The 22,156-nt window shown below is 71.1% G+C and carries 16 protein-coding genes, 5 tRNA genes and 1 other RNA gene; 7 read left to right on the top strand and 15 right to left on the bottom strand.

Translation table 11 applies throughout. From position 1 onward, the window contains the following. Positions 1-54 precede the first annotated feature (54 nt). The 9 genes from ffs to LXT23_RS14370 all read right to left on the bottom strand — a co-directional run bounded on the left by ffs (position 55) and on the right by LXT23_RS14370 (position 7,318). An RNA gene (gene ffs / locus LXT23_RS14410) (signal recognition particle sRNA small type) lies at positions 55-147 on the bottom strand. A 31-nt stretch (positions 148-178) separates the two neighbouring features. Further along, positions 179-265 (bottom strand) — tRNA-Ser (locus LXT23_RS14405). 12 nt (positions 266-277) lie between these two features. Next, a tRNA-Ser gene (locus tag LXT23_RS14400) sits at positions 278-364 on the bottom strand. 5 nt (positions 365-369) lie between these two features. Further along, positions 370-837: a tRNA adenosine(34) deaminase TadA gene (gene tadA, locus LXT23_RS14395; RefSeq protein WP_253980736.1), complete on the bottom strand. Its 468-nt coding sequence runs from the start codon at positions 835-837 to the stop codon at positions 370-372. Between the two features lie 21 nt (positions 838-858). Further along, a tRNA-Arg gene (locus LXT23_RS14390) sits at positions 859-935 on the bottom strand. Positions 936-964: 29 nt separating this feature from the next. Continuing rightward, a tRNA-Ser gene (locus LXT23_RS14385) sits at positions 965-1,054 on the bottom strand. A 42-nt stretch (positions 1,055-1,096) separates the two neighbouring features. Then, positions 1,097-1,183: transfer RNA gene (locus LXT23_RS14380), tRNA-Ser, on the bottom strand. A 94-nt stretch (positions 1,184-1,277) separates the two neighbouring features. Beyond that, the gene (serS, locus tag LXT23_RS14375) at positions 1,278-2,558 is read right to left on the bottom strand and encodes a serine--tRNA ligase (protein WP_253980735.1); all 1,281 of its coding nucleotides are present in this window, start codon (positions 2,556-2,558) and stop codon (positions 1,278-1,280) included. A gap of 113 nt (positions 2,559-2,671) precedes the next feature. Next, positions 2,672-7,318: a tetratricopeptide repeat protein gene (locus LXT23_RS14370; RefSeq protein WP_253980734.1), complete on the bottom strand. Its 4,647-nt coding sequence runs from the start codon at positions 7,316-7,318 to the stop codon at positions 2,672-2,674. Between the two features lie 235 nt (positions 7,319-7,553). Here LXT23_RS14370 and LXT23_RS14365 point away from each other — a divergent pair, with 235 nt between their 5' ends. The 3 genes from LXT23_RS14365 to LXT23_RS14355 are packed head-to-tail and all read left to right on the top strand — an operon-like array spanning position 7,554 to position 10,576. After that, positions 7,554-8,867 carry a protoporphyrinogen/coproporphyrinogen oxidase gene (locus LXT23_RS14365; protein WP_253980733.1) on the top strand — a complete coding sequence of 438 codons (1,314 nt, stop codon included), beginning with the start codon at positions 7,554-7,556 and terminating at the stop codon, positions 8,865-8,867. A 39-nt stretch (positions 8,868-8,906) separates the two neighbouring features. Further along, positions 8,907-9,617 carry a glycosyltransferase family 2 protein gene (locus LXT23_RS14360; RefSeq protein ID WP_253980732.1) on the top strand — a complete coding sequence of 237 codons (711 nt, stop codon included), beginning with the start codon at positions 8,907-8,909 and terminating at the stop codon, positions 9,615-9,617. Positions 9,618-9,637: 20 nt separating this feature from the next. Further along, complete coding sequence (locus tag LXT23_RS14355; RefSeq protein ID WP_253980731.1) at positions 9,638-10,576, top strand: polysaccharide deacetylase family protein; 939 nt, start codon at positions 9,638-9,640, stop codon at positions 10,574-10,576. Between the two features lie 12 nt (positions 10,577-10,588). On the opposite strand, the gene LXT23_RS14350 is transcribed toward LXT23_RS14355, so the two are convergent. Next, positions 10,589-11,236: an esterase/lipase family protein gene (locus LXT23_RS14350; protein ID WP_253980730.1), complete on the bottom strand. Its 648-nt coding sequence runs from the start codon at positions 11,234-11,236 to the stop codon at positions 10,589-10,591. A 201-nt stretch (positions 11,237-11,437) separates the two neighbouring features. Here LXT23_RS14350 and LXT23_RS14345 point away from each other — a divergent pair, with 201 nt between their 5' ends. Then, complete coding sequence (locus tag LXT23_RS14345) at positions 11,438-12,292, top strand: lysophospholipid acyltransferase family protein (RefSeq protein ID WP_253980729.1); 855 nt, start codon at positions 11,438-11,440, stop codon at positions 12,290-12,292. Between the two features lie 100 nt (positions 12,293-12,392). Beyond that, positions 12,393-13,316: an SDR family oxidoreductase gene (locus LXT23_RS14340; RefSeq protein WP_253980728.1), complete on the top strand. Its 924-nt coding sequence runs from the start codon at positions 12,393-12,395 to the stop codon at positions 13,314-13,316. A 413-nt stretch (positions 13,317-13,729) separates the two neighbouring features. On the opposite strand, the gene LXT23_RS14335 is transcribed toward LXT23_RS14340, so the two are convergent. Further along, positions 13,730-14,053 carry a hypothetical protein gene (locus tag LXT23_RS14335; RefSeq protein ID WP_253980727.1) on the bottom strand — a complete coding sequence of 108 codons (324 nt, stop codon included), beginning with the start codon at positions 14,051-14,053 and terminating at the stop codon, positions 13,730-13,732. Positions 14,054-14,241: 188 nt separating this feature from the next. Here LXT23_RS14335 and LXT23_RS14330 point away from each other — a divergent pair, with 188 nt between their 5' ends. After that, positions 14,242-17,925: a tetratricopeptide repeat protein gene (locus LXT23_RS14330; protein ID WP_253980726.1), complete on the top strand. Its 3,684-nt coding sequence runs from the start codon at positions 14,242-14,244 to the stop codon at positions 17,923-17,925. A gap of 1 nt (position 17,926) precedes the next feature. After that, positions 17,927-18,304, top strand: coding sequence for a hypothetical protein (locus tag LXT23_RS14325; protein WP_253980725.1), 378 nt, complete (start codon positions 17,927-17,929; stop codon positions 18,302-18,304). 16 nt (positions 18,305-18,320) lie between these two features. Here the strand turns inward: LXT23_RS14325 and LXT23_RS14320 are convergent, their stop codons facing one another. The 4 genes from LXT23_RS14320 to LXT23_RS14305 all read right to left on the bottom strand — a co-directional run bounded on the left by LXT23_RS14320 (position 18,321) and on the right by LXT23_RS14305 (position 22,095). Continuing rightward, positions 18,321-20,405, bottom strand: coding sequence for a RecQ family ATP-dependent DNA helicase (locus LXT23_RS14320; RefSeq protein WP_253980724.1), 2,085 nt, complete (start codon positions 20,403-20,405; stop codon positions 18,321-18,323). Positions 20,406-20,451: 46 nt separating this feature from the next. Further along, positions 20,452-20,703 (bottom strand): DUF3006 domain-containing protein, encoded by a 252-nt coding sequence (locus LXT23_RS14315; RefSeq protein WP_253981386.1) that lies wholly within the window; start codon positions 20,701-20,703, stop codon positions 20,452-20,454. A 2-nt stretch (positions 20,704-20,705) separates the two neighbouring features. After that, a complete protein-coding gene (radC, locus tag LXT23_RS14310) occupies positions 20,706-21,485 on the bottom strand; it encodes a RadC family protein (protein WP_253980723.1) in 780 nt (259 codons plus the stop codon). Positions 21,486-21,636: 151 nt separating this feature from the next. Beyond that, entirely contained in the window at positions 21,637-22,095 is a 459-nt protein-coding gene (locus tag LXT23_RS14305) for a Crp/Fnr family transcriptional regulator (protein WP_253980722.1), read from the bottom strand. Positions 22,096-22,156 lie beyond the last annotated feature (61 nt).

Below are 22,156 nucleotides of genomic sequence, written 5' to 3'. Positions count from 1 at the left end.
CCATGCCCGCAAAGGCGAAGAGCCGGCACCCGGAAACAGGGTGCCGGCTCTTCAAAAAGAACGGCCGGGACACACGCGGAAGTACGCTACCGTTGCTTCCTTCCGGACCTGGCGGAGTTCACGCCTCCACGTTGTCCCGACCACAAAGGAATGTAACCACTGACGACAGAAACGACAACGGAGAGGGTGGGATTCGAACCCACGATACCCTTTCAGATATACACGCGTTCCAGGCGTGCGCCTTCAACCGCTCGGCCACCTCTCCAGAAATCTGGAGCGGAGAGCGTAGGATTCGAACCTACGGTACCGTTACCGGTACGCCTGATTTCGAGTCAGGTGCCTTCGACCACTCGGCCAGCTCTCCAGTATTCAGTTTTCACGTTTCCGCGCGCGCAAGCGCTCGAAGAACGTCTTCAAAAGCAGGCGGCTGTCTTCCGCCAGGATGCCACTCACGACCTGGAGCCGGTGGTTGTGCCGGGGTTCCTCGGCGAGGTTGTAGAGCGAGCCGACGGCGCCCGCTTTCGGGTCTGGAGCTCCGAATACGAGCCGTGTCACCCGGGACTGGACCAACGCTCCGGCGCACATCGCGCAGGGCTCCAGCGTCACGTACAGGGTGACACCAGAGAGCCGCCAGACACCCAGCTGCCTGGCCGCTGCATCCATGGCCAGCATCTCTGCGTGAGCGAGCGGATGTCGGTCCACCTCGCGGCGATTGAAGCCGGTGCCAATGACCTTTCCGTCATGCACCGCCACCGCACCTACGGGGACTTCTCCGAGTGTCGCTGCTTCCCGCGCGAGCGCGAGCGCCTGCTGCATGAAAGCTTCGTCGTCACTCATGGAGATCAACGCGGAAGGAAGTGGCGCTCCCTGGAGGATTCGAACCTCCGGCCTTCGGATTCGTAGTCCGACGCTCTATCCAGCTGAGCTAAGGGAGCTTTTCTTCCGGCGCTGCTACAACGACAAGTGGCGGAGAGAGAGGGATTCGAACCCTCGATACCCTTTCGAGTATGCAGGTTTAGCAAACCTGTGCCTTCAGCCTCTCGGCCATCTCTCCATCTGTTCTCTGTCAAAGAACCGCAAAACTCAAGGACAAAAACGGAGGCGGTAGGATTCGAACCTACGGAGAGCTTGCACCCTCTGCGGTTTTCAAGACCGCTGCCTTCAACCGCTCGGCCACGCCTCCATGCTTCAGAGCCGACGGTGTCCCGCGGTCCGACGGCGACCGTGGGGCCGCCCTTCTACAACATCCGGCGCCCGTTGCAAGTTGGATTCAGGGCTCAAAGTGGCTTCAGCTCCTTCAGCCCCCCCATGTACGGCCACAACGCCTCGGGGAGGGCGACGCTTCCGTCCTCTCGCTGGTAGTTCTCGAGGATGGCGACGGTCGTCCGCCCCACCGCCAGGCCACTGCCGTTGAGCGTGTGGAGGAGCTGGGGCTTGTCCCCCTTCTGGGCGCGGTAGCGAATCTTGGCCCGGCGGGCCTGGAAGTCGCCGAAGTCCGAGCAGGAGGAAATCTCGCGGTAGGTGTCCTGGCCGGGCAGCCAGACCTCGATGTCGTACGTCTTGCGGGAGCCGAAGCCCATGTCCCCGGTGCACAGGAGCATCACCCGGTGGTGCAGCCCCAGGCGGCGGAGGATGTCGCAGGCGTCGTCCGTCAGCGCCTCCAGCTCGTCCAGGCTCTTGTCCGGCGTGGCGAACTTCACCAGCTCCACCTTGTGGAACTGGTGCTGGCGGATGAGGCCGCGCGTGTCCTTGCCCGCCGAGCCAGCTTCCGCCCGGAAGCACGGGCTGAAGGCGCAGTAGCGCAGGGGCAGCTGCTCGCCCCCGAGGATTTCGTCGGCGTGGTAGTTGGTGACGGGCACCTCGGCGGTGGGGATGAGGAAGCGCTCCGGCTCTCCCACCGTCTTGAAGGCGTCGTCCTCGAACTTGGGCAGCTGCCCGGTGCCCATCATGGACTCGCGCAGCACCAGGTAGGGCGGGAGCATCTCCAGGTAGCCCTTCTGGGTGTGCACGTCGAGCATGAACGAGGCGAGCGCCCGCTCCAGCCGCGCCAGCGCGCCCTTGTAGTAGGCGAAGCGGCTGCCGGACACCTTGGCGGCCCGCTCGAAGTCGAGCATGCCCAGCTTCTCGCCCAGCTCGAAGTGCTGCTTCGGCGTGAAGAGGAGGTTGGGCTTCTCACCCCAGGCGCGCACCTGGACGTTCTCCTCGGCGCCGGCGCCCACGGGCACCGACTCGTGCGGCACGTTGGGGATGAGCAGGAGGATGCGGCTGAGCTCCTCCTCGACTTCCTTGAGGCGGGCCTCCTTCTCCTTGATTTCCTGCGACACGGCGCGAAGGCTGCCACGCAGCGCGTCCAGCGCCTTGGGGTCCTCCTTGGCCTTGACCTTCATCTCCTCGTTGGCCGCGTTGCGACGCGCGGACAGCGACTCCATGGAGACGTACAGGTCGCGCCGCTCGGAGAACAGGCGCTGGAGGGGACCCAGGTCCAGGCTGCCGCCCCGCGTCTTCAGGCGGGCGACAACGGCATCGAAGTTCATCGCAACGTTCCGGAGGTCCAGCATGGGGCACGCCTTGTAGTCACGCCGGGCAGGGGCCACAAGGTCCTCGTGCCCGGGGTGCTCAGGGGCGGACGCCGTGGCCCGGTCAGGCCTGACGTCCGCCATGCCCGGAGCCGCTAGTTCGACAGGTCGTAGATCTCGTCCTCGATGTCCTTCTTGTCCGTCGCGTCCGGCTTGCGGGAGAGGTAGTCCTTGAACGCCTGGACGGCCTCCCGGCGCTTGTTGCGCTCCTTATAGGCGAACCCCAGGTAGTAGTAGGACATGGGGTTCTCCGGGTCGACGGAGGTGGCCTTCCTGTACCAGTCGATGGCCTTGGCGTGCTGGGCCTGCTCCGTGAAGGCGCGGGCGACCTTGTAATAGACGTACGTCAGCTTGGTGTCGGCCTTGAGGGCCGTCTGGTAGCGCTTCACCGCGTCGTTCCAGCGGGCGGCGCTGAAGTACGCGTCGCCGATGGAGCCCAGCACGCGGGTGCGGCGCGGGTCGGCCTTGAGGCTGGCCTCGAAGGCGGTGATGGCCTCGTCGAAGGCGCCGGACTCCAGGTGCGCATGGCCGAGCGCCTCGTGGGCGTCCGCGTGCTGCGGGTCCAGCTCCACGGCCTTCTCCCACTCCTTCATGGCGTCCGGCAGGTTCTTCGCGTCGCGCAGGATGACGCCGTAGGCGTAGTGGTAGTCCGGGCGCTGGGGCGCGCGCTCCACCGCCTTGCGCATGTTGTCCACGGCGCCGGTGAACTCCAGCCGCTTCGCCTTGACGAGGCCCAGGTAGTAGAGCGCCTCGTGGTTGGAGGGCTCGTTGCTCAGCGCCAGGCCCAGGTTGCTCTCCGCGCCGGCCAGGTCGCCCTTCTCCAGCAGCACCGCGCCGAGCGTAATCGGCGTGGTGGTGGAGCGGGGGTCCTCGACCTTGGCCTTCTCCAGCTCGGCCACGGCCTCCTCGAGCTGGCCCAGCCGCCACAGGACGATGCCGCGCTGCAGCCGGCCGTCCTTGAGCAGGTGCGGGTCCAGCTCCAGGGCGAGGTTGGCCTCCGTCTTCGCCTTCTCCAGCTCACCGGACAGGAGCGCCACGCGGGACAGGCCCAGGTGCGCGTCGGCGAGGTTGGGGTCCAGCTGGATGGCGCGCTCGAACTCCTGCTGGCCCAGCAGCGCGTTGTTCTCCGCCAGGGCCAGCTCGCCCAGGCCGGAGCGCACGCCGGCGTGGTCCGCGGCCTTGGCCGCCGCCTGCTCCAGGTACGTGCGGGCCTCGGCGTTGCGGCGCTGCCGCAGGTAGAAGCGGCCCAGGTACAGGTGGGCCTCCACCAGGTTGGCGTCCGCGGCGATGGCGCGCTTGTAGTGGCCCTCGGCCTCGGAGAGCTTGTCGAGCGCGTCCTCGATGCGGCCGTAGAGGTAGGCGATGCGCGCCTCACTGGGGAAGCGCTCGCTCGCCTTCTGTACGGCATCGAGGGCGGCCTGCATCTTCCCCGTCATCACCAGGGCGGTGATGTGGCCGTCGGCATACTCCAGGCTGTCGCCCTCCTTGCCGGCCAGCTCCGTGTAGAGGGGCAGGGCGCCTTCGTAGTTGCGCTGGGCGCGCAGCACCCGGGCGAGCTGGGCCTTGAGGAAGGAGGACTCCGGGTCCTTCTCCAGGGCGGCCTTCAGCTCGGCCTCGGCCTCCTTCGGCTTGTGCTGCTGGAAGAGGGCCACGCCCTTGAGGCCCCGGGCGCGGGCCAGCTCCGCCGGGCCGAGCGCGGACTGGACGTCCTCGGCCAGGGCGCGCTCCACGGCCTCGGAGCCCTTCTTCTCGTCCTTGCGCACCAGCAGCTCCACCGCGGCCAGCTCCACCGCGGAGGAGACGTGCTTGGGGTCCGCGTCCAGCGCGGCGGCGTACGCGGCGGCGGCCTCGTCCGCGCGGCCCCCGGCCTGGTGCAGGTTGCCCAGGGCATGGTGGGCCTTGGCGGACTTCGCGTCCCGGCCGAGCACCTTCTTCAGCGTCTCGATGGCGCGCACCTCGTCGCGCTTCTGGGAGTAGGCCTCGGCCAGCAGGAAGGCCAGCTCCAGGTCGCCCTGGTTGGCCTCGCGGCTGTAGGCGTCCGTCAGCGCGGCGAGCACCGTGTCCACCTGGCGCGAGGTGAGGGCCATGGCGGCGGAGGCCTTGACGAAGTCCACGTCCTTTTCGCCCAGCAGCGCGATGTCCTCCATCACCACGCGGCAGCGCGTCAGCTCGTTGGGGTCGGCGGCGGCGTAGCGGCGCTGCAGGTAGTGGACGGACTGGCACCACAGGGAGCGGACCGCGGGGTACTCACCCGTCTGGAGCACCTGGGCGCTGAGGCCGTGGGCCCGCTTGTAGCTCTCGAAGGTGTCCTGCAGGAGCGCCTGGCTGGCGTCCGCCACCAGCTTCGCCTGGGGCGAGCCGGAGGAGACCCGGGCGGGGAAGAGCACGCGGCGGCCATAGGCGCCGTAGCGCGAGCCGAACTCCATGCCCACGCCGACGCCCAGCAGCACGACACCGACGCCGGCCGCCACCATCAGGGGGATGCGCTTCTTCCACTTCTCCGTGGCGCCGCTGCGGTCCACCACCGCCACGCCGGCCATGCGGCCTTCGTACAGCTGCTCCAGCCGCTTCATGTTGGCCTGCGGGCTGGCGGCATCCACCCGGGGCGCTTCGGAGGTGGCCACGGCCGGAGCCGCGGTGGGCGTCACCACCTTGGCGGGGCCCTCCATCAGCCGCTGGATGGCGCCGGCGAAGGTGGGCACCGTGCCGATGGGCGACCAGCTCTCCGAGTCGGTGGAGACGTCCTCGTTGCCCAGCAACTGCCCGTCCTCAAGCATCTTGACGATGACGCCCTCGTCGAACGGGCCGAACACCTTCCCCGAGCGGCGGCGGACGTGGAAGCGGCGCACCTTCGCACCCGCCTGCGCGCCGGCCTCCCTGCTGGCGGCGTCGTCGATGAACGACAGCATCTCCAGGCCGTCCGTGGGGCCCGCGTTGGGCGGGGGCGGCAGCGGCTCGGAGAGGTCCGCCTCCAGGTCGTCGGCGGGCCTCGCGGTGGGGTCGAACTCGAGCGCGTCGGGGATGCCGCCGGCCGCGGCGGACGGGGGCGGCGAGCCGAAGTCCACGTCGCCGAAGTCCACCGACGGGTTGACGGGCGCGGCGGGCGGCGGGTCGGCGAAGTCGAGGTTGAAGTCGGGCGCGGGCGCTGCGGCCGGCGCGGACGAGAAGTCCACGGCGAACGGGTCCGACCCGGGCGCCTGCGGGTCGGCGAAGTCGAAGGACACGCCCGGCGGCGGGGCGGCCGGCGAGGGCAGGTCCGCGAAGTCCAGCGCCTGCGGCGCGGCCGGCGAGGGCAGGTCCGAGTAGTCCATGGCGCCCGGCGCGGGCGGCGGCGGCAGCGCGAACGGGTCCCCGTCCACCGGGGACGGCAGCTCGCCGAAGTCGAACGACGGGGCCGTGCTGGCCGCGGGGGGCGGCAGGGCGAACGGGTCGTCCGCGGGCACCGGCTGCGCGTACGCGTCCGGCGGGGGCAGGGCGAACGGGTTGGCCTCGGGGGCCATGTCCATGGCGGGCGGGGGCAGGGCGAACGGGTCGTCCGAGGGCGCCGGCTGCGCGTACGCGTCCGGCGGGGGCAGGGCGAACGGGTTGGCCTCGGCGGGCGCGGCGCCGAAGTCGACGTCCTGGGCGCGGCCAGGCGTGGGCGGCAGGGCGTAGGCCTGGGCCTCGCTGCCCGGCGGCTCGATGTCGAAGGCGAACGGGTCCGCCGCGGCCTGGGGCTGCGAGGGAACCGGCAGCGCCTCCTCGGAGAAGTCGAAGTCACGCGCGGTGCCGCGCACGTCGTCCGTCGTGCCGTAGCCCTGCGGCTCCGCCTCGGCGAGGGCCACGGGCTCCTCGGCGAAGTCGAAGTCGCGCGCGGTGCCACGCACCTCGTCCGTCGTGCCGTAGGAATGCGCGGCGGGAGGCGGCTCGCGGTACGCGTCGCTGGGCAGGGGGATGCGGACGACGCGCGTCACGTCCCGGTTCTCGGGAGGTGCCGGCGGGCTGTCGTCGTACTCGCTGAAGGCATCCATCGGCGAGGCCGCGCCCGGCAGGGGGATGGCGTCGGAGTAGGACGGCGCGGGTGCGGCCGAGCCGGGCAGCGGGATGGCGGCGGCCGTGGCCTCCGTCGATGCGCCCATGTCATACGCGAACGGGTCCTGCTCCTCCGGCGCGGATGCGGCCGAGCCGGGCAGGGGGATGGCGTCGGAGTACGACGGCGCGGCCCCCGGCAACGGAATGGCGTCGGAGTACGACGGCGCGGCACCGGGCAGCGGAATGGCGGCCGAGTACGACGGCGCGGGTGCGGCCGAGCCGGGCAGCGGGATGGCGGCGGACCGGGGCGCGGCGCTGCCCGGCAGCGGGATGGCGGCGGACGCGGCATGGCCCGGCAGCGGGATGGCGGAGGCGCCCATGTCGAGCGGAATGCCGCCGCCGGGCAGGGTGATGGCGTTGCCCGCGTCGTCGTCGAACCCGTCCGACTGCGGCGCGGATGCGGCCGAACCGGGCAGGGGGATGGCGTCGGCGTACGACGGCGCGGCACCGGGCAGCGGAATGGCGGCCTGCGGCGCGGCATTGCCGGGCAGCGGAATGGCGGCGGCCTGCGGCACCGGCGCTGGAGCGGCGGGCGCGGGTGCGCCTACCGCTTCGAGCTTGATGGGGAAGGTGGTCTGGCACCGGGCGCACTTGAGCTTCGCGCCGCCCGGCGGGATCCGCTTGTCATCGATGTTGTAGTTCGTCTGGCAAGACGGGCAGGAGACTTTCATTGGGTTCCTTCGAGACCGACTGGCGCGAGTGCTCGCGAGCAGGCTTCGGAGCGCCTTCGCGGTGCGCGCAGGCTAGCAGAGCCGTTTCCAGCCCGGAAAGAACGCGCACGTCGATGATTCCCCGCTCCCTCCCTTCGCCTCCCGGACAGGCGGGCAAGGGCTCTGTCCACCCGCCGGGGGGCACCTGGAGTTCGTTTCCCCTCTGGAGGAGCGGAGGTGGTAGACCCGGCCTGTCATGGAACCCATCGTCATCCTTGGCGCGGGACTCGCGGGCCTGTCCACCGCCCACTTCCTCCAGAGGCCCTGGCGCCTCATCGAGAAGTCCGAGCGCGTCGGAGGCCTCATCAAGACCGAGGTCATCGATGGGTGTTACTTCGACCCCACCGGCCACTGGCTGCACCTGAGGGACCCGGAGATCCAGGAGCTGGTGAACACCGTCTGGCTGCCGGGGCAGATGGTCCGCATCCAGCGCAAGGCGGGCATCTTCTCGCGCGGGGTCTTCACGCGCTTCCCGTACCAGGTCAACACGCACGGCCTGCCGCCGGAGGTGGTGGCGGAGAACCTCGTCGGCTTCGTGGAGGCCGTCTACGGCGAGAAGGGCCGCGCCCTGCGCGAGCGCGAGCCGGCCAACTTCGAGGAGTTCATCCTCCGCTACATGGGCGAGGGCTTCGCGAAGAACTTCATGGTGCCCTACAACCAGAAGCTGTGGACGGTGCACCCGCGCGAGCTGTCCGCCGCCTGGGTGGGGCGCTTCGTCCCCCGGCCCAACCTCAAGGAGGTCGTCGACGGAGCGCTGGGCGCCGGCAGCGACGCGGTGGGCTACAACGCCTCCTTCCTCTACCCGCGTGAGGGCGGCATCGAGAGCCTCGCCCGCGCCATGCTGCGCCACCTCCAGGGCGGCGAGCTGAGTGTGAAGACCGAGCCCACCTCCATCGACTGGAAGGCCCGGAAGGTGACGCTGTCGGACGGCCGCGTGCTGGCCTACTCGGGGCTGGTGTCCAGCATCTCCCTGCCGGGGCTGGTGCAACTGCTGGCGAAGGGCGGCGCGGGCGTGCCCGCCGAAGTCGTGGCCGCGGCGAAGCGGCTGCGGGCCACCACCGTCACCTACGTGGCCGTGGGTGCGCGCGGGGCCAACCGCCAGCCCTGGCATTGGATCTACCTGCCGGAGCCGGAGTTCCACACGTACCGCATCGGCTCGCCCTCGGCGGTGTACGCGCCGCTGGCGCCGCCGGACACCTCCAGCTTCTACGTGGAGTACAGCCACCACGGCGAGCTGTCCCCCGCCACCGCGGAGAAGTACGCGGTGGAGGACCTGGTGCGCTCGCAGATGATCCACTCGGCGGACGACGTGCTCTTCGCCCGGGCCACCGAGATTCCGCACGCGTACGTCCTGTATGACGACGCCTACGGGCCGGCCAAGGCGGAGATCCTCCGCTTCCTGGAGCACGCGGGCATCCTCATCGCCGGGCGGTATGGGCAGTGGGAGTACTCGTCCATGGAAGACGCCATTCTCGCGGGCCGGGCCTGTGCGAGGGCGCTGAACGGTTGACGTCCGGGCCCCCGGGCCCATATCTCACGGACCCCATCCATGGCCCCGCACCTCTCCGTCGTCATTCCGGTCTACAACGAGGAGTCCATCATCGCCTCGGCGGCGGAGGAGCTGCGCCAGGGGTTGGATGCTCGCGGGCTCGACTACGAAATCATCTTCGCGGAGAACGGCTCGCGTGACGCCACGCCGCGCCTCCTCGAGGAGATGTGCGCGAAGAACCCGCGCCTGCGCTGGTTCCACTCGGAGCGGCCCAACTACGGCTCCGCGCTCAAGGCCGGCATCCTCATGGCCCGGGGCACCTACGTCGTCTGCGACGAAATAGACCTGTGCGACCTCACCTTCTACGACGCCGCGCTGCCCCGGCTGGAGCGGCGCGAGGCGGACATGGTGGTGGGCTCCAAGGCGGCCAAGGGCGCCAGTGACCAGCGGCCGCTGGTGCGCCGGGCGGCCACGCGCGTGCACAACAAGCTCCTGAAGGTGGCGCTGGGCTTCAAGGGCACGGACACGCACGGGCTGAAGGCGTTCCGCCGCGAGGCGCTGCTGCCCGTCATCGACAAGTGCGTGGTGGACATGGACGTGTTCGCCAGCGAGTTCGTCATCCGCGCGTGGCGCGAGGGGCTGAGGGTGATGGAGATTCCCATCCAGCTCCACGAGAAGCGCCAGCCTTCCATCCACCTCTTCAAGCGCGTGCCCAACGTGCTGAAGAACGTGGGCAAGCTGTTCTACGTCATCCGCATCCGCGGGACGTGAAGTCCGGGAGGGCGCGCACCGTGCGGCTGGCGTCCATCTCCGTCGACCTCGACTCGCTGCCCCACTACTGCCGCATCCACGGCCTGCCGGAGTCGCTGCTGGACGCGCGCGCCCGCACCCTGGTGCACGCGGTGGCGGTGCCCCGCTTCCGCGAGCTGCTGGATGGGCTGGGCATCCCCGGCACCTTCTTCGCCATCGGCGAGGACCTGGAGTCGGACCCGGGCGCCGCGGCGGGGATGCGCGCGGCGCACGAGGCCGGCATCGAGGTGGCCAGCCATAGCCACGCGCACGACTATGCGCTCACCCGCCGGGGCCCCGCCGCCATCCGCGAAGATTTAGCGCGGGCGGACGCGGCCATCCTCGCGGCCACCGGCGCGCGGCCGGAGGGCTTCCGCGCCCCGGGCTACACGCTGAACGCGGACCTCTACGCGGCCACGGCGGCGCAGGGCTACCGGTACGGCTCGTCCGCGTTCCCCGCCGCGCCGTACTACGCGGCCAAGGCGGCGGTGATGGGGGCGCTGGCGCTGGTGGGGCGGCCGTCCCGCTCGGTGCTGGACTCGCCCCGGGTGCTGCTGGCGCCGCGGGTGCCCTACCGTCCCGACCCGGCGCACCCCTACCGGCGGGGGACGGGGCCGGTGCTGGAGCTGCCCATGGCGGTGACGCCGGGCGCGCGCTTCCCGTTCATCGGCACCTTCGCCACCACGCTGCCGCTGCCCGCCCTGCGCGCGGCCTGGCGCGCGTGCCGGAAGGACGCCTTCTTCAACTTCGAGCTCCACGGCGTGGACGTGCTGGACGCGACGGACGGGATTCCGCCGGAGCTGGTGCGCCAGCAGAGAGACTTGCGCGTGAGCGCCGGACAGAAGCTGGAGCGGCTGCGCGAGGTGTTCGGCTGGCTGAAGGCGGAGTGCGACGTCGTCACGCTGCGCGACGCGGCCGGGCGGCTCGCCGGCACGCTGTAGCGGCCGGGGCCCTCAGCGAGCCACGGCGGGCGAGCCGAGGACCTCCACCACCGCGTCGATGACGCGCGCGTCGGTGAGCATCCACGGGTGCAGCAACACCGGGAAGGTGCGCTCGCAGGCGCCCGGCAGCCTCGAGCTGGAGGCGGGGAGAATCGTCAAATCCCACGGCGTCCAGAAGCTGTGGACCTCCGTCTCGCCCCAGGGGCGCCGGGCTTCCTGGAGGTGGCGCAGCAGCCGGCTGCCGGGGCGCATCTGCCGCACGCCCTTGCCCCGGCGCAGCCAGGCCAGCTGGGTGCCCGCGTGGGGGCCGGAGATGGAGACGAAGCGCCGCACCACCAGCCGCCCGCCCTGCAACTGCACCCAGTAGCGCGTGACGAGCGCCCCCATGCTGAAGCCCACCACGTCCACCCGGCGGGCCCCCGTGCTCGCGCGCAGCGCCTCCGCCTCGCGCGCCACCTGCCGGGCCAGCACCGGCAGCCCCTCCGAGCCGTCATTCGGCGTCAGGCTGATGGCGCGCACGTGGGCCCAGCCCTCGTGCTCCAGCCGCTCGCGCATGACGTCGAAGGCGCTCGCGTCGTCGTCGATGCCATGGACGAGCAGCACCGGGGCCCGCTGTTCCACGGGCGCGAGGAGCGGCGCTGTCGCCACGGCAGTCGTCACCGCACAACCTCCTGACAGCCACGCCACCCACAGCAGGACGCACATCACACGCATGCGCGGTGTCAGATAGCGCCACCGCCATTGTTCCGCGGGGCCGGTGCGTCTCCACCGTCCACGAGTGGAAGTGGAGTGCCCTCCTGTGTCGCCCAGCGTACCCCAGCCCTCCCGGCGGAGGGGCCGGTGGTGTAAAGAACCCTCCATATGCTGGAGAGCCTCACCGACCGAGTGAAGAAGGGCCTGCGCGACTGGACCGACAGGCTGGCCAACGACGAGCAGAAGGACCGGCTCCAGGCCCTGGCCCGCCCGGAGAACGAGTACGGGGTGGACCCGTTCGGCTTCAACCTCGACTACAGCCTGTCCGCGCTGGCTCCCTTTCTGTGGCTGTACCGCAACTACTTCCGCGTGGAGACCTACGGAATCGAGAAGGTGCCCGCCGGCCGGGTGCTGCTGGTGTCCAACCACTCCGGCCAGATTCCCATGGACGGGGCCATGATTGGCGTCTCCATGATGCTGGAGGCCAGCCCGCCCCGCGCCATCCGCAGCATGGTGGAGAAGTGGGTGCCGTCGCTGCCGTACGTGTCCACCTTCATGGCGCGCGTGGGGCAGATTGTGGGCACGCCGGAGAACTGCCGCCGCCTGCTGGAGTCCGAGGAGGCCATCCTCGTCTTCCCGGAGGGCACCCGCGGCGTCAACAAGCTGTGGCCCCAGCGCTACCAGCTCCAGGAGTTCGGCCTGGGCTTCATGCGGCTGGCGCTGGAGACGCGCACGCCCATCGTCCCCATCGCCGTCGTGGGCGCCGAGGAGCAGGCCCCCGCGCTGATGGACCTCAAGCCCGTGGCGAAGCTCTTGGGCTTCCCGTCCTTCCCCGTCACGCCCACCGGGCTGCCGATTCCGCTGCCCACCAAGTACCGCATCTACTACGGCGACCCGCTGCGCTTCACCGGCCGCCCGGACGACGAGGACAGCGAGCTGGACAAGAAGGTCCGCACCGTGAAGGCGGCGATTCAATCCATGCTGCACCAGGGCCTCAAGGAGCGACGCGGGGTGTTCTGGTGAGCGGCGCTCGAAGAGCGACGCGGGGTGTTCTGGTGAGCGCCGCTCGAAGAGCGACGCGGGGTTTTCTGGTGCCCGCTCCCGGTGTTAGGAGGCTCGGTTCATGAGACCGGCCGTCGTCGTCACGGGCATCAGCGGCAACCTCGGGCGCACCCTCGCCAAGCTCCTCCACAAGCACGAGCGCATCATCGGCATCGACCGGCGCCCCTTCGTGGGCCGGCCGAAAGACGTGGAGATGTACGAGCTGGACCTGCGCAAGAAGAAGGCGGAGGACGTCTTCCGCAAGAATGAAATCCGCGCGGTCATCCACATGGGCATCATGCATGACCCGCGCATGAGCGAGGAGGAGCACCACTCCTTCAACGTGGTGGGCACCACGCGCCTCTTGGAATACTGCGCGAAGTACGGCGTGAAGAAGGTGGTCGTCCTCTCCTCGGCCAACGTCTACGGCCCCAGCCCGGACAACTCCAACTTCCTCACCGAGGACGCGCCGCTGATGGCGGCCAGCCGCTTCTCCGGCGTGAGGGACCTCATCGAAGTGGACATGCTCGCGCATGGCTTCTTCTGGAAGCACCCCCACATCGAGACGGTCATCCTCCGCCCCGTCCACATCGTCGGGCCCACCATCAAGAACGCGCCCTCCAACTACCTGCGCCTGCGCTACCCGTGGGTGATGGCCGGCTTCGACCCCATGGTGCAGCTCATCCACGTGGAGGACGTGGCGCGCGCCATGGTGGAGGCCCTCCGCCCGGAGCCCAAGGGCGTCTACAACGTGGTGGGCCCCGGCGAGGTGCCCCTGTCCGCGGTGATGCGCGAGCTGGGCCACTCGCCCATCCCCGTGCCGCACCCGGTGGCCCGCCCCCTCCTCAAGACGCTGTTCAAGTACCGGCTCGCCAGCTTCCCGCCTCCGGAGCTGGACCACATCCAGTTCCTGTGCGCCGTGGATGGCAGCCGCTGGGTGAAGGACGTGAGCTGGAAGCCCCGCCACTCCATGCGGGACACCATCCGCTCAGTGCTGGGCGAGTAGCCGACCCCCGACGGGAAAGTCCGAGGGTCCCCTGACATGGGTGTCGCGCCTGGCGTGGCGCCTTGTCCCGGGGGCCCTGACAGCGATGTCAGGACCGTGCTGGGAGGGCAGGCAGGCGGACGGGCAGCTGGGATTGCAAGTCCTTGAATCTCCAATGGCCCGGCCGCCGTCAAAGCCTCGCGCGGCGGCTGGCACTCGCATTGCTCTAGAGCAGCCACGAAACGGCGCGACGACGCGGGCCTGGGTATCAGCGTCGTCACGGCCATCCTGTAGGGCACTCCATTGGGGAGTTCCCGACGCCTACCGTCTCGGCCGGCCCCGAGACGGTGGGCGGATTCTTGTAGGGCGCTCCATTGGGGAGCTCCCGACGCCCACCGCCTCGGCCGGCCCCGAGACGGTGGGCGGTTTCTTTTCTACGGCAGCTCGCCCTCGAAGGGCCCTTCGAGCTGCCGCTCCAGCAACCACACCCCGTCCCGGAAGACGAACTCCGAGGTGACGAGGGCGGTCTGCTCGGTGGCGGAGGGCAGGCGCATCCACTGGATGCGGCTCTGCACCGTGGCACGCATCCCGTCCTCGGACAGCTTCACGTCCTCGATTTCGTAGTCCGTGATGGACAAGTCCCTGTCGTCCTTCAGCTCCACGCGGGCCTTGGAGAAGTCAGAGCGCTTCTCCGGGACGATGATGCGGGCGGCCGCCCGGTAGTCCTTCCAGCGGATGAGCTGGTGGAACTGCTCCACGGTGGGTTTGAGTGCCTCCAGGTTGGATTTCTTGGATGTGGTTGCGCACGCCCCAAGGAGGAGCACGAGGAGGAGGGCAGCAGGCAGGCGATTCACGGCCGGGACGGTAGCATCCGCCAGCAGCCCGGGACGAGGGCGCGGTGGTATGGTTCCCCCTCCCCTCCCGAGCACCGGAGTCGTGAGCGCACATGGCCAAGTCGATGGTGGAGCGATACGAGCAGCTCCTCCGGCAGGACCCCACCTCCTCAGTTTTCGTCGAGCTCGCCAAGGCCCTGCTGGAAAAGGGGGACGCGGCGCGCGCCATCGAAGTCTGCGGGCAGGGCATCTCCAACCACCCCACCTCCACCGTGGGGCGCGTCCTCTGGGGAAAGGCGCTCATCCAGCTGGGCCGCCCCGCCGAGGCCATGGAGCAGTTCGACCAGGCCATCGGCATCGAGAAGGACAACCCCTACGCCTACAACCTGATCGGCGAGGTGTTGCTGCAGCGCGGGCTGTACCGCTCCGCGCTGCCCATCCTCCGCAAGGCCGTGGCGCTGCAGCCCAATGACGGCCGCGTGAAGCTGTGGCTGGAGCAGGCCCAGCAGGCCCTGGCCGGTGGCCCCGCGCCCGTGTTCGCGGACCTGATGGGGTTGGAGAAGGCCAAGGCGTCGGAGAGCGAGGCTGACGACGGGGCACCCGGGGAAGAGGGGCGCGCGTCGGAGGAGTCGCCGGGCGCCGGGGCGGCACCGATGGCGGCGGCGAGGCTGCGGGCCGCCGCGCTCGGCGACACCGGGAAGTCGAAGCCCGTGGCCGCGGCGGCGGGTGAGCGCAAGGCGACGGGCCCGGCTGACGCGGCGGGCGAAGGCGCCGTGGCGACGGAGGGCGCTGTCGTGGCCGTGGGCACCGCGGGCCGCGCGGCCACGGGGGAGCATCCCCGCGTGGGCGCGGAGTCGGACGCGGGAGCCGGTGACTCCTCGCTGGGGCTGATGAACCGGCAGGTGCCGGTGCTGCGTCCCGTGCCCGGCACGGAGCTGCCGGGCCTGGACCTGTCGCTCGACGACGAGGACTCCGAGAAGGCCGCCGGTGACGGCCAGGAGGCTGCCGGTGCGTCCGGGACGGACTCCGCCGCCGGAGGGCCATCCGCGAACACCGCGGGTGACGCGCCCGCCGGGACGGACGAGACGTCATCGGATTCGGGCAGCGCCGACCTGCTCCAGGCGGCGCCCGGAGAGGACACCAGCCAGCTGCCGCTGCTGCGCTCCGGCGAGTTCACCACGGCGAAGCCCACGATTGCCGCCTCGGGCGGACTGCTGGGCGACCTGCCGCCGCCCGAGCCCACGGGACAGGCCCCCGTCGTGGCGCGCACGCCGGCGCCGGTGCGTGCGTCCGGCGGCAAGCGCTCGCTGCTCGATGACATCCCGGAGGCCACGTCGACCGCGGCGCCGGTCACCACCGCGAAGAGCCAGGTCAGCAAGCCGGACACCGAGGCGCTCACCGCCGCCTACGAGAAGGAGCTGCGGGCGAAGCTGGAGCGCGAGGCCGCCAAGACGTCGTTCATCGCCCGGCATGGCGTGAAGCTCGCCGGCGCGGCGGTGGCGGTGGTGGTGCTGGCCATCGTCGTCATCGGCTTCATCAAGATTCGCTCGAACCAGGGCGGGCAGACGCTGAGCGAGACGCTGGCCCGGGCCGAGGACCTCATCACCCAGGACACGCGCGCCTCGCTGGACGCGGCGCTCGCACAGCTGCAGCTCGCGCGGGAGATGGACGACACCAGCAGCCGGGCCTGGGCGCTGACGGCCTGGACGCACGCGCTGCTCTTCTCGGACCACGGCCTGTCCCCGGACGACCGGCGCCAGGCGCTGGAGGCGCTGGAGAAGCCGGGCGTGAAGGAGGGCTCGTCCTCGCTGGCGCTCGTCACCAACGTGCTGGTGGCGGACGACCGCGGCCGTGAGCCCGCCCGACGGGCGCTGCTCGCCGCGCAGGACGACACCTCGGAGGTGCACGCGCTCGCGGGCAGCCTGCTGCTGGCGTCGAAGGACGAGAAGAAGGCGCTGGAGCGCTTCGACCGCGCGCTGCGCGCGTCGGGCGGCAACGTGCGCGCGCTGGTGGCGCTGGGCGGCTACTACCTGGCCTCCGAGGACTTCGCGCAGGCCGTGGAGATTTTCGAGCGGGCGCGCAAGAAGTCGCCCGAGCACCCCGCGACCCGCATCGGCCTGGCGGAGGCGCGGCTCGCGCTGGACCAGGAGACGGACGCGGCGCTGGCGGACATGGCGGCGCTCGCGGACGACGCGAAGCTGCCCGCCGCGCTGAAGCCGCGCCAGCAGCTGGTGCACGGCCAGCTGCTGTCCGCCCGGGGCAAGCACGACGAGGCCCGGGCCCTGCTGGCCAAGGGCTCGCAGGGGCCGCTGGCCTTCGACTTCCAGCTCGCGCTGGGGGCCGCCAGCCGCGCCGCCGGGAAGCTGGACGTGGCGCAGGCCGCCTACGAGGCCGCGCTCAAGGCACAGCCCAAGAGCGACGAGGCCCGCGAGGGGCTGGGCCGCACGCTGCTGGACCGGGACCGCGAGCGCGAGGTGTTGACGCGGCTGGAGGCGGACGGTGGCCGCAAGGTGTCGCTGGTGCGCGGCGCCGCCTATGCGCGGCTGGGGGACTGGAAGCGCGCCCGCGCGGAGCTGGCGCGCACGCGGGTGAACGACCGCTACCCGCCCGAGGCCGTGTCCTGGCTGGCCCTGGCGGACGCCGCCGAGGGCAACGCCACCCAGGCGCGCGAGCTGCTGGAGAAGGCGCTGGCGGCCTCGAAGCGGCCGCGCAACGACATGCGGCTGGCGCTGGGGCAGGTGTACTGGCGCGAGCGCGCCTTCGACAAGGCGCAGGCCCAGTTCGAGGAGGCGCAGAAGGACCCGCGCGACTACGAGGGCTCCTGCTCGCTGGGCCGGCTGCTGCTGGAGCGCGGGCTGCCGGACATGGCCCTCAAGCCGCTGACGCAGGCGGTGGAGCGCAACGGCGCGCACGGTGAGGCCCGGGACTCGCTGGGCCGCACGCTGCTGGCCCTGGGGCGCACCCCGGAGGCCCTCAAGCAGTTCGAGGCGTGGCAGCTCGACAACCCGGGCAGCGCGGGGGCCCACAAGGGCTTCGCGCTGGCCCTCTTCCACGCGGGCCGCCGCAAGGACGCCGAGGCCGCCGCCGGCCGCGCGGCGAAGCTGACGCCGGACGACGCGGAGGCGCACCGGCTGCGCGCCGCCATCCTCTTCGCCGCGGGCGACGCGCGCGGGGGCTTCTCCGCGCTGGAGCGCGCCAACCGGTTGGACCCGAAGGACCCGAACACCTTCTGCGAGATTGCCCACGCCTTCCTGCGCCAGGGCAACGTGGACAACGCGGACGCGGCCTTCGCCGCGGCCCGGCGCGAGGGGCCGGACGCCACGTGCGGCCGGGTAGGGGAGCTCTATGCGCAGTTGCCCGGGGGCGGACGTCCCGCGGCGCGGACGCTGCAGGACCTGGCGGCCCGGGCGCCCACCGTCTGGGACAAGGCCTTCGCGCACGCCACCATGGCGCGGGTGCTGCTGGGCGCCGGCGTGCTGAAGGAGGCGCGCACGGCGGCGGACGAGGCCGTGCGGCTGGCGCCGTATGACGGGCGCTCGCACCTGGCGCTGGGGCTGGTGGCGCTCAAGCAGCGGCAGGAGGCGGCGGCGAAGACGGAGCTGGCCAAGGCCGTGGAGCTGGAGCCCACGGACGGCCTGGCGCACCTGGCCCTGGCGGACGTGCTGGTGCGTGAGTCCGCCGAGCTGCCTCGCGCGGTGGAGTCGTACGAGTCCTTCCTGCGGCTGGCGGGGGGCTCTCCGGAAGCGGCGCGCGTGAAGAAGGCGCTTCCCAACCTCAAGAAGAAGGCGGCCCGGTAGCGTGACGTCCTTCCCCTCGCGGCCCGAGGCCCCACTGCTGCGAATCATGTGGGGCAACGCGTTCCTGCTGTCGCTGCTCTACCTGCTGGTGGGCGTGGGCGTGGAGGTGGCGCTGCGCGTGTACCCCTCGCGCTTCCTGCAGCGGCTGTCACTGTCGCTGGACTCGCTCCCGGCGAAGGCGCTGGAGCTGACGGGCATCATGGAGCCGCTGCGCGAGGCCTACTTCTCCGGCCGCATCTCCGAGTTCGGCGTGCGCATCGTCTTCGGCGCCACCACCGTGGCGGTCATCTTCGTGCTCGCCCTGGTGGTGGGCACGCTGATGGGCGCGGTGCGGCTCTTCGTGGCGCGCCGGGCGTGGCGCCGCGCGGGCGGGCGCTAAGCCATCCGGTACCGCGTCAGGCGATGCGCCGGACGCGGGCCTTCCTCACCCGGGGCGGCGTCGCGGCCACGGCCTGCGGCTCATGGCCGGCGGCGCGCGCCATGAGGCAGATCTCCACCACCTTGGGCCCGAAGCGCTCCCAGCGGCTCTCTCCCGTCCCCTTCACGGAGAGAAAGCCGTCCCGGTCGACGGGCAGCGCCGCGGACAGCCCCAGCAGCGTGGCGTCGTTGAAGATGATGAAGGGCGCGACGCCCAGGTCCTTCGCCAGGTCCTTGCGCCACCGGCGCAGCTCCGTGGAGGCCAGCTCGCTGTAGCTCGTCACCGGCGGGGCCCCCATGGAAGCGGCGCGCGGGCGCGACGCGGCGGGCGCCCCGGCCAGCAGCGGCGGCAGCTTCTCCGGCGCGCACACGTCGCAGTTGCCGCACGAGGCCCCCGCGTCCTGCTGCCCGAAGTACCGCAGAATCGCCGAGCGCCGGCACCGCTTCTCCCGGTCCGTGTACGCGTACTCCGTCATCCGCCGCAGCAGCTGCAGGTTCTGCCGCTCCTGCTCGCGCACGCGGCTCAAGTCCAGCCCCAGCTCCCGGAAGGGCACCCGCTCCAGCGCGCGGATGGAGCGCCCGGAGAAGGGCCGCCGCACCCGCGCCGCGCCGGACTTCTCCAGCAGGCCCAGCGCGTGCCGCACCTCGTCCACCGACAGCCCCGTGCGCCGGGCCAGGATCGGCAGCTCCGTGGTGGCCTGCCGCCCCACGGGGAACGTCTCCAGCAGGGACTTCAGGAGCCGCTGGGCGTCCGCCGCATGCGGGTGCGCCGCGAGCGCCTTCTCCGTCAGGGTGATTCCGTGCTCGCCCTCGCCCCGGCCGCCGCGCTCGATTTTTCCCTCGCGCTCCAGGATGCGCAGCGCCGCGGAGACCTCGAACTCGCTGGCATTCACCGTGCCGGCCAGCGCGTACACGCCCCGCTCGAACTCCTCCACCGACTGGAGCACGTTCCACATGTCCCCGAAGACGGCCTCCGAGGGGTGGCTGCTCTGGATGAGGCGCTCCTGCGTGTACACGTCCGAGTGGTTGAACAGCAGCACCGCCCGCGCGTCGCCGCCGTCCCGGCCCGCGCGGCCAATCTCCTGGTAGTACGCCTCCACCGCGCGGGGGATGTTGGCGTGGGCCACGAAGCGGATGTCCGGCTTGTCGATGCCCATGCCGAAGGCATTGGTGGCCACCACCACCGCATCCTTCCCGGCCATGAACGTATCCTGGGCCCGGCGGCGCGCGTCCTCCTCCATGCCCGCGTGGTACAGCACCGCCTTCAGCCCCCGGCCGTGCAGCTCGGAGAAGATGCCCTCCGCCGCCCGCCGCGTGGAGCAGTAGATGATGCCGCTGCCGCCCAGCGCCGCCAGCCGCGCGCACGCCTCGTGCCGGTCCGAGTCCCCGCCCACCTCCTGCTTGCCCAGGTAGAGGTTGGGCCTGTCGAACCCCATGGCGAACTTCGCCGGGTCCTTCATCAGCAGCACGCGGATGATGTCCTCGCGCACCTCGGGCGTGGCCGTGGCGGTGAGCGCCACGGTGCGCGGCGGGCGCAGCCGCTTGCGCACCTGGCCCAGCAGCGCGTAGTCCGGCCGGAAGTCGTGGCCCCACTGGGAGATGCAGTGCGCCTCGTCCACGGCGAGCAGGTCCACGCCCAGCTCGGACACCGTCTGCAGGAAGCTCTGGCTGCGGAAGCGCTCGGGCGCCACGTACAGCAGCTTGTACTCCCCCGCGCGCAGCCGGCGCATCCGCTCCGCCCGCTCCAGGTCCGACAGCGACGAGTTGATGAAGGTGGCCGGAATGCCGCGCGCGGTGAGCGCCTCCACCTGGTCCTTCATCAGCGCAATCAGCGGTGACACCACCAGCGTCAGCCCCGGCAGCAGCGTGGCGGGCAGCTGGTAGCACAGGCTCTTGCCCGCGCCGGTGGGCATCACCACCACCGTGTTGCGCCCGCTCATCACCGAGGAGATGACCTCGGCCTGCCCCGGACGGAACTCGGTGAGGCGGAAGTGGCGGACCAGTCCCTGCTGGGCTTCCTCGAAGTAGGGCAGGTCCACCGGCATCGCGCGCATGTTCACCATCCTGGTCCGGCCGTCAACGGAAACGTCTCCGGCGTGCCACCCCACCTCACAGGTCGAGCCCCGGCGGGACGGGAACAGCCAGCAGCGCCCGCTTCCGTGCCACTTCCTGGAGGCGCCGTGCCGTCCGCTCCGGCTCCAGCCGGCCGTCAACCACCACGTCCCCCTCACGCACTCCCACCGGCAGCCGCGCGCGCTCCACCGTGCACGCCTGCCCGGTGTCCAGCCGCACCACCTGCGCCCGCTCCTCCTCCAGCAGCTCCACGTGCACCGGGCCCCACAGCCCCACCGCGCCCACCATCATCAGCCCCCTCCAGCCGCGGTCCACCCGCGCCTCGTTTCCCGCTCGCCATCCGGCAACAGCCCGCGCTCCACCATGGACACGTAGCTGCCGTCTCCCACCACCACGTGGTCCAGCACCTTGATGTTGAGCAGCTGCCCCCCGGACACGAGGTGCCGCGTCAGCCCCATGTCCTGCACGCTGGGCTCCGGGTCTCCCGAAGGGTGGTTGTGCGCGAGGACGATGGCCGTGGCGCGAGCGGTGAGCGCCGCGGCGAAGACTTCCCGCGGGTCCACCGGGCACGCATTCATGGTGCCCTCCGCCACGCGCGCGTCATGCACCAGCACGTTGCGCGCGTTGAAGCACAGCACGTGGAACACCTCGCGCCGCAGTCCACCCAGCCCGGGCGCCAGGTACGCGTGAATCTCCTTCGGGGTGCGCAGCCGGGGCCGCCGCTCCACCGAGCGCTGCGCCCGCCGGCCCAGCTCCAGCGCCGCCAGCACCTGCGCGGCCTTCACCGGCCCCACCCCGGGCAGCAGGCTGAGCGCCAGGGGCTCCTCCTGCACCAGCGCCTTCAGGCCGCCGCTGCGCGACAGCAGCGAGCCCGCCAGCTCCAGGGCCCCGGGCGCGCGCTGCCCCGGGCCCCATACGACGTGCAACAGCTCCGGGTCGGTGAGGGCCGCCGCCCCCAACCGGAAGAGCCGCTCGCGCGACTCCTCCACGCCCCCAGCCCCACGCGCCCTCACCGACCCCGCGCCAGTGGATTCCCCGCCCCCCCACACTCCTCCCGCCGCCTGCTCCATCCCGCCTCCTTCCACGAGGCCCGGACAAAGCAATGGCTGTGCCTGCCTGCTCTACCTGGGGAGTCGGCTGCCTACCCGTCCCGACATGCGCGCAACGGCCCGTTTTCCGGACGGACATCCGCGCACCACCCGACGTCTCGGGGCGTGAGAGTCAGAAGCGGGAGATGGCGAAGAAGGACTTTATCTTGTCGTTCGTCTCGCGGAGCCGCTCACTCAGCGTCCGGACGAACGTCCAGAGCAGCACGTACGCCAGGTCCTTGTCGGTGAACATGAGCTGGTCCAGCTTGGAGCGCTCGATGACCCAGACGGTGCAGCCGATGTGGGCGATGGCGTCCGCGGAGCGCGGCGAGTCCTCGATGACCGCCATCTCGCCGAAATATTGCCCTGTCTCGAGGATGGCGAGAGCCTCCTCGCCGATGCCGGGCACCGTCTTGGAGATGCGGACCTTGCCCGACTCGATTACGAACATCTCCTGGCCGGCCTCTCCCTCACGAAAGAGGAAGGCGCCCGCCGGGTAGTCCCGGGAGTGGCCGATTTGCGCCACCTTGGCGAGCTGGCCCTGGGTCAAACCCTCGAACAGCGCAACCTTCTTGAGGACAGCGGCATCCATGAGGGCAGCTTCGTACCACGCGCCCGAGGGGCTCTGGTACCTTCGCGGCATCAACAGGACT

The sequence above is a fragment of the Pyxidicoccus xibeiensis genome, assembly GCF_024198175.1.
Lineage (GTDB): Bacteria > Myxococcota > Myxococcia > Myxococcales > Myxococcaceae > Myxococcus > Myxococcus xibeiensis.
Note: the sequence above shows the minus strand (reverse complement) of the source record. Positions and strands in the feature narration are given on the sequence as shown.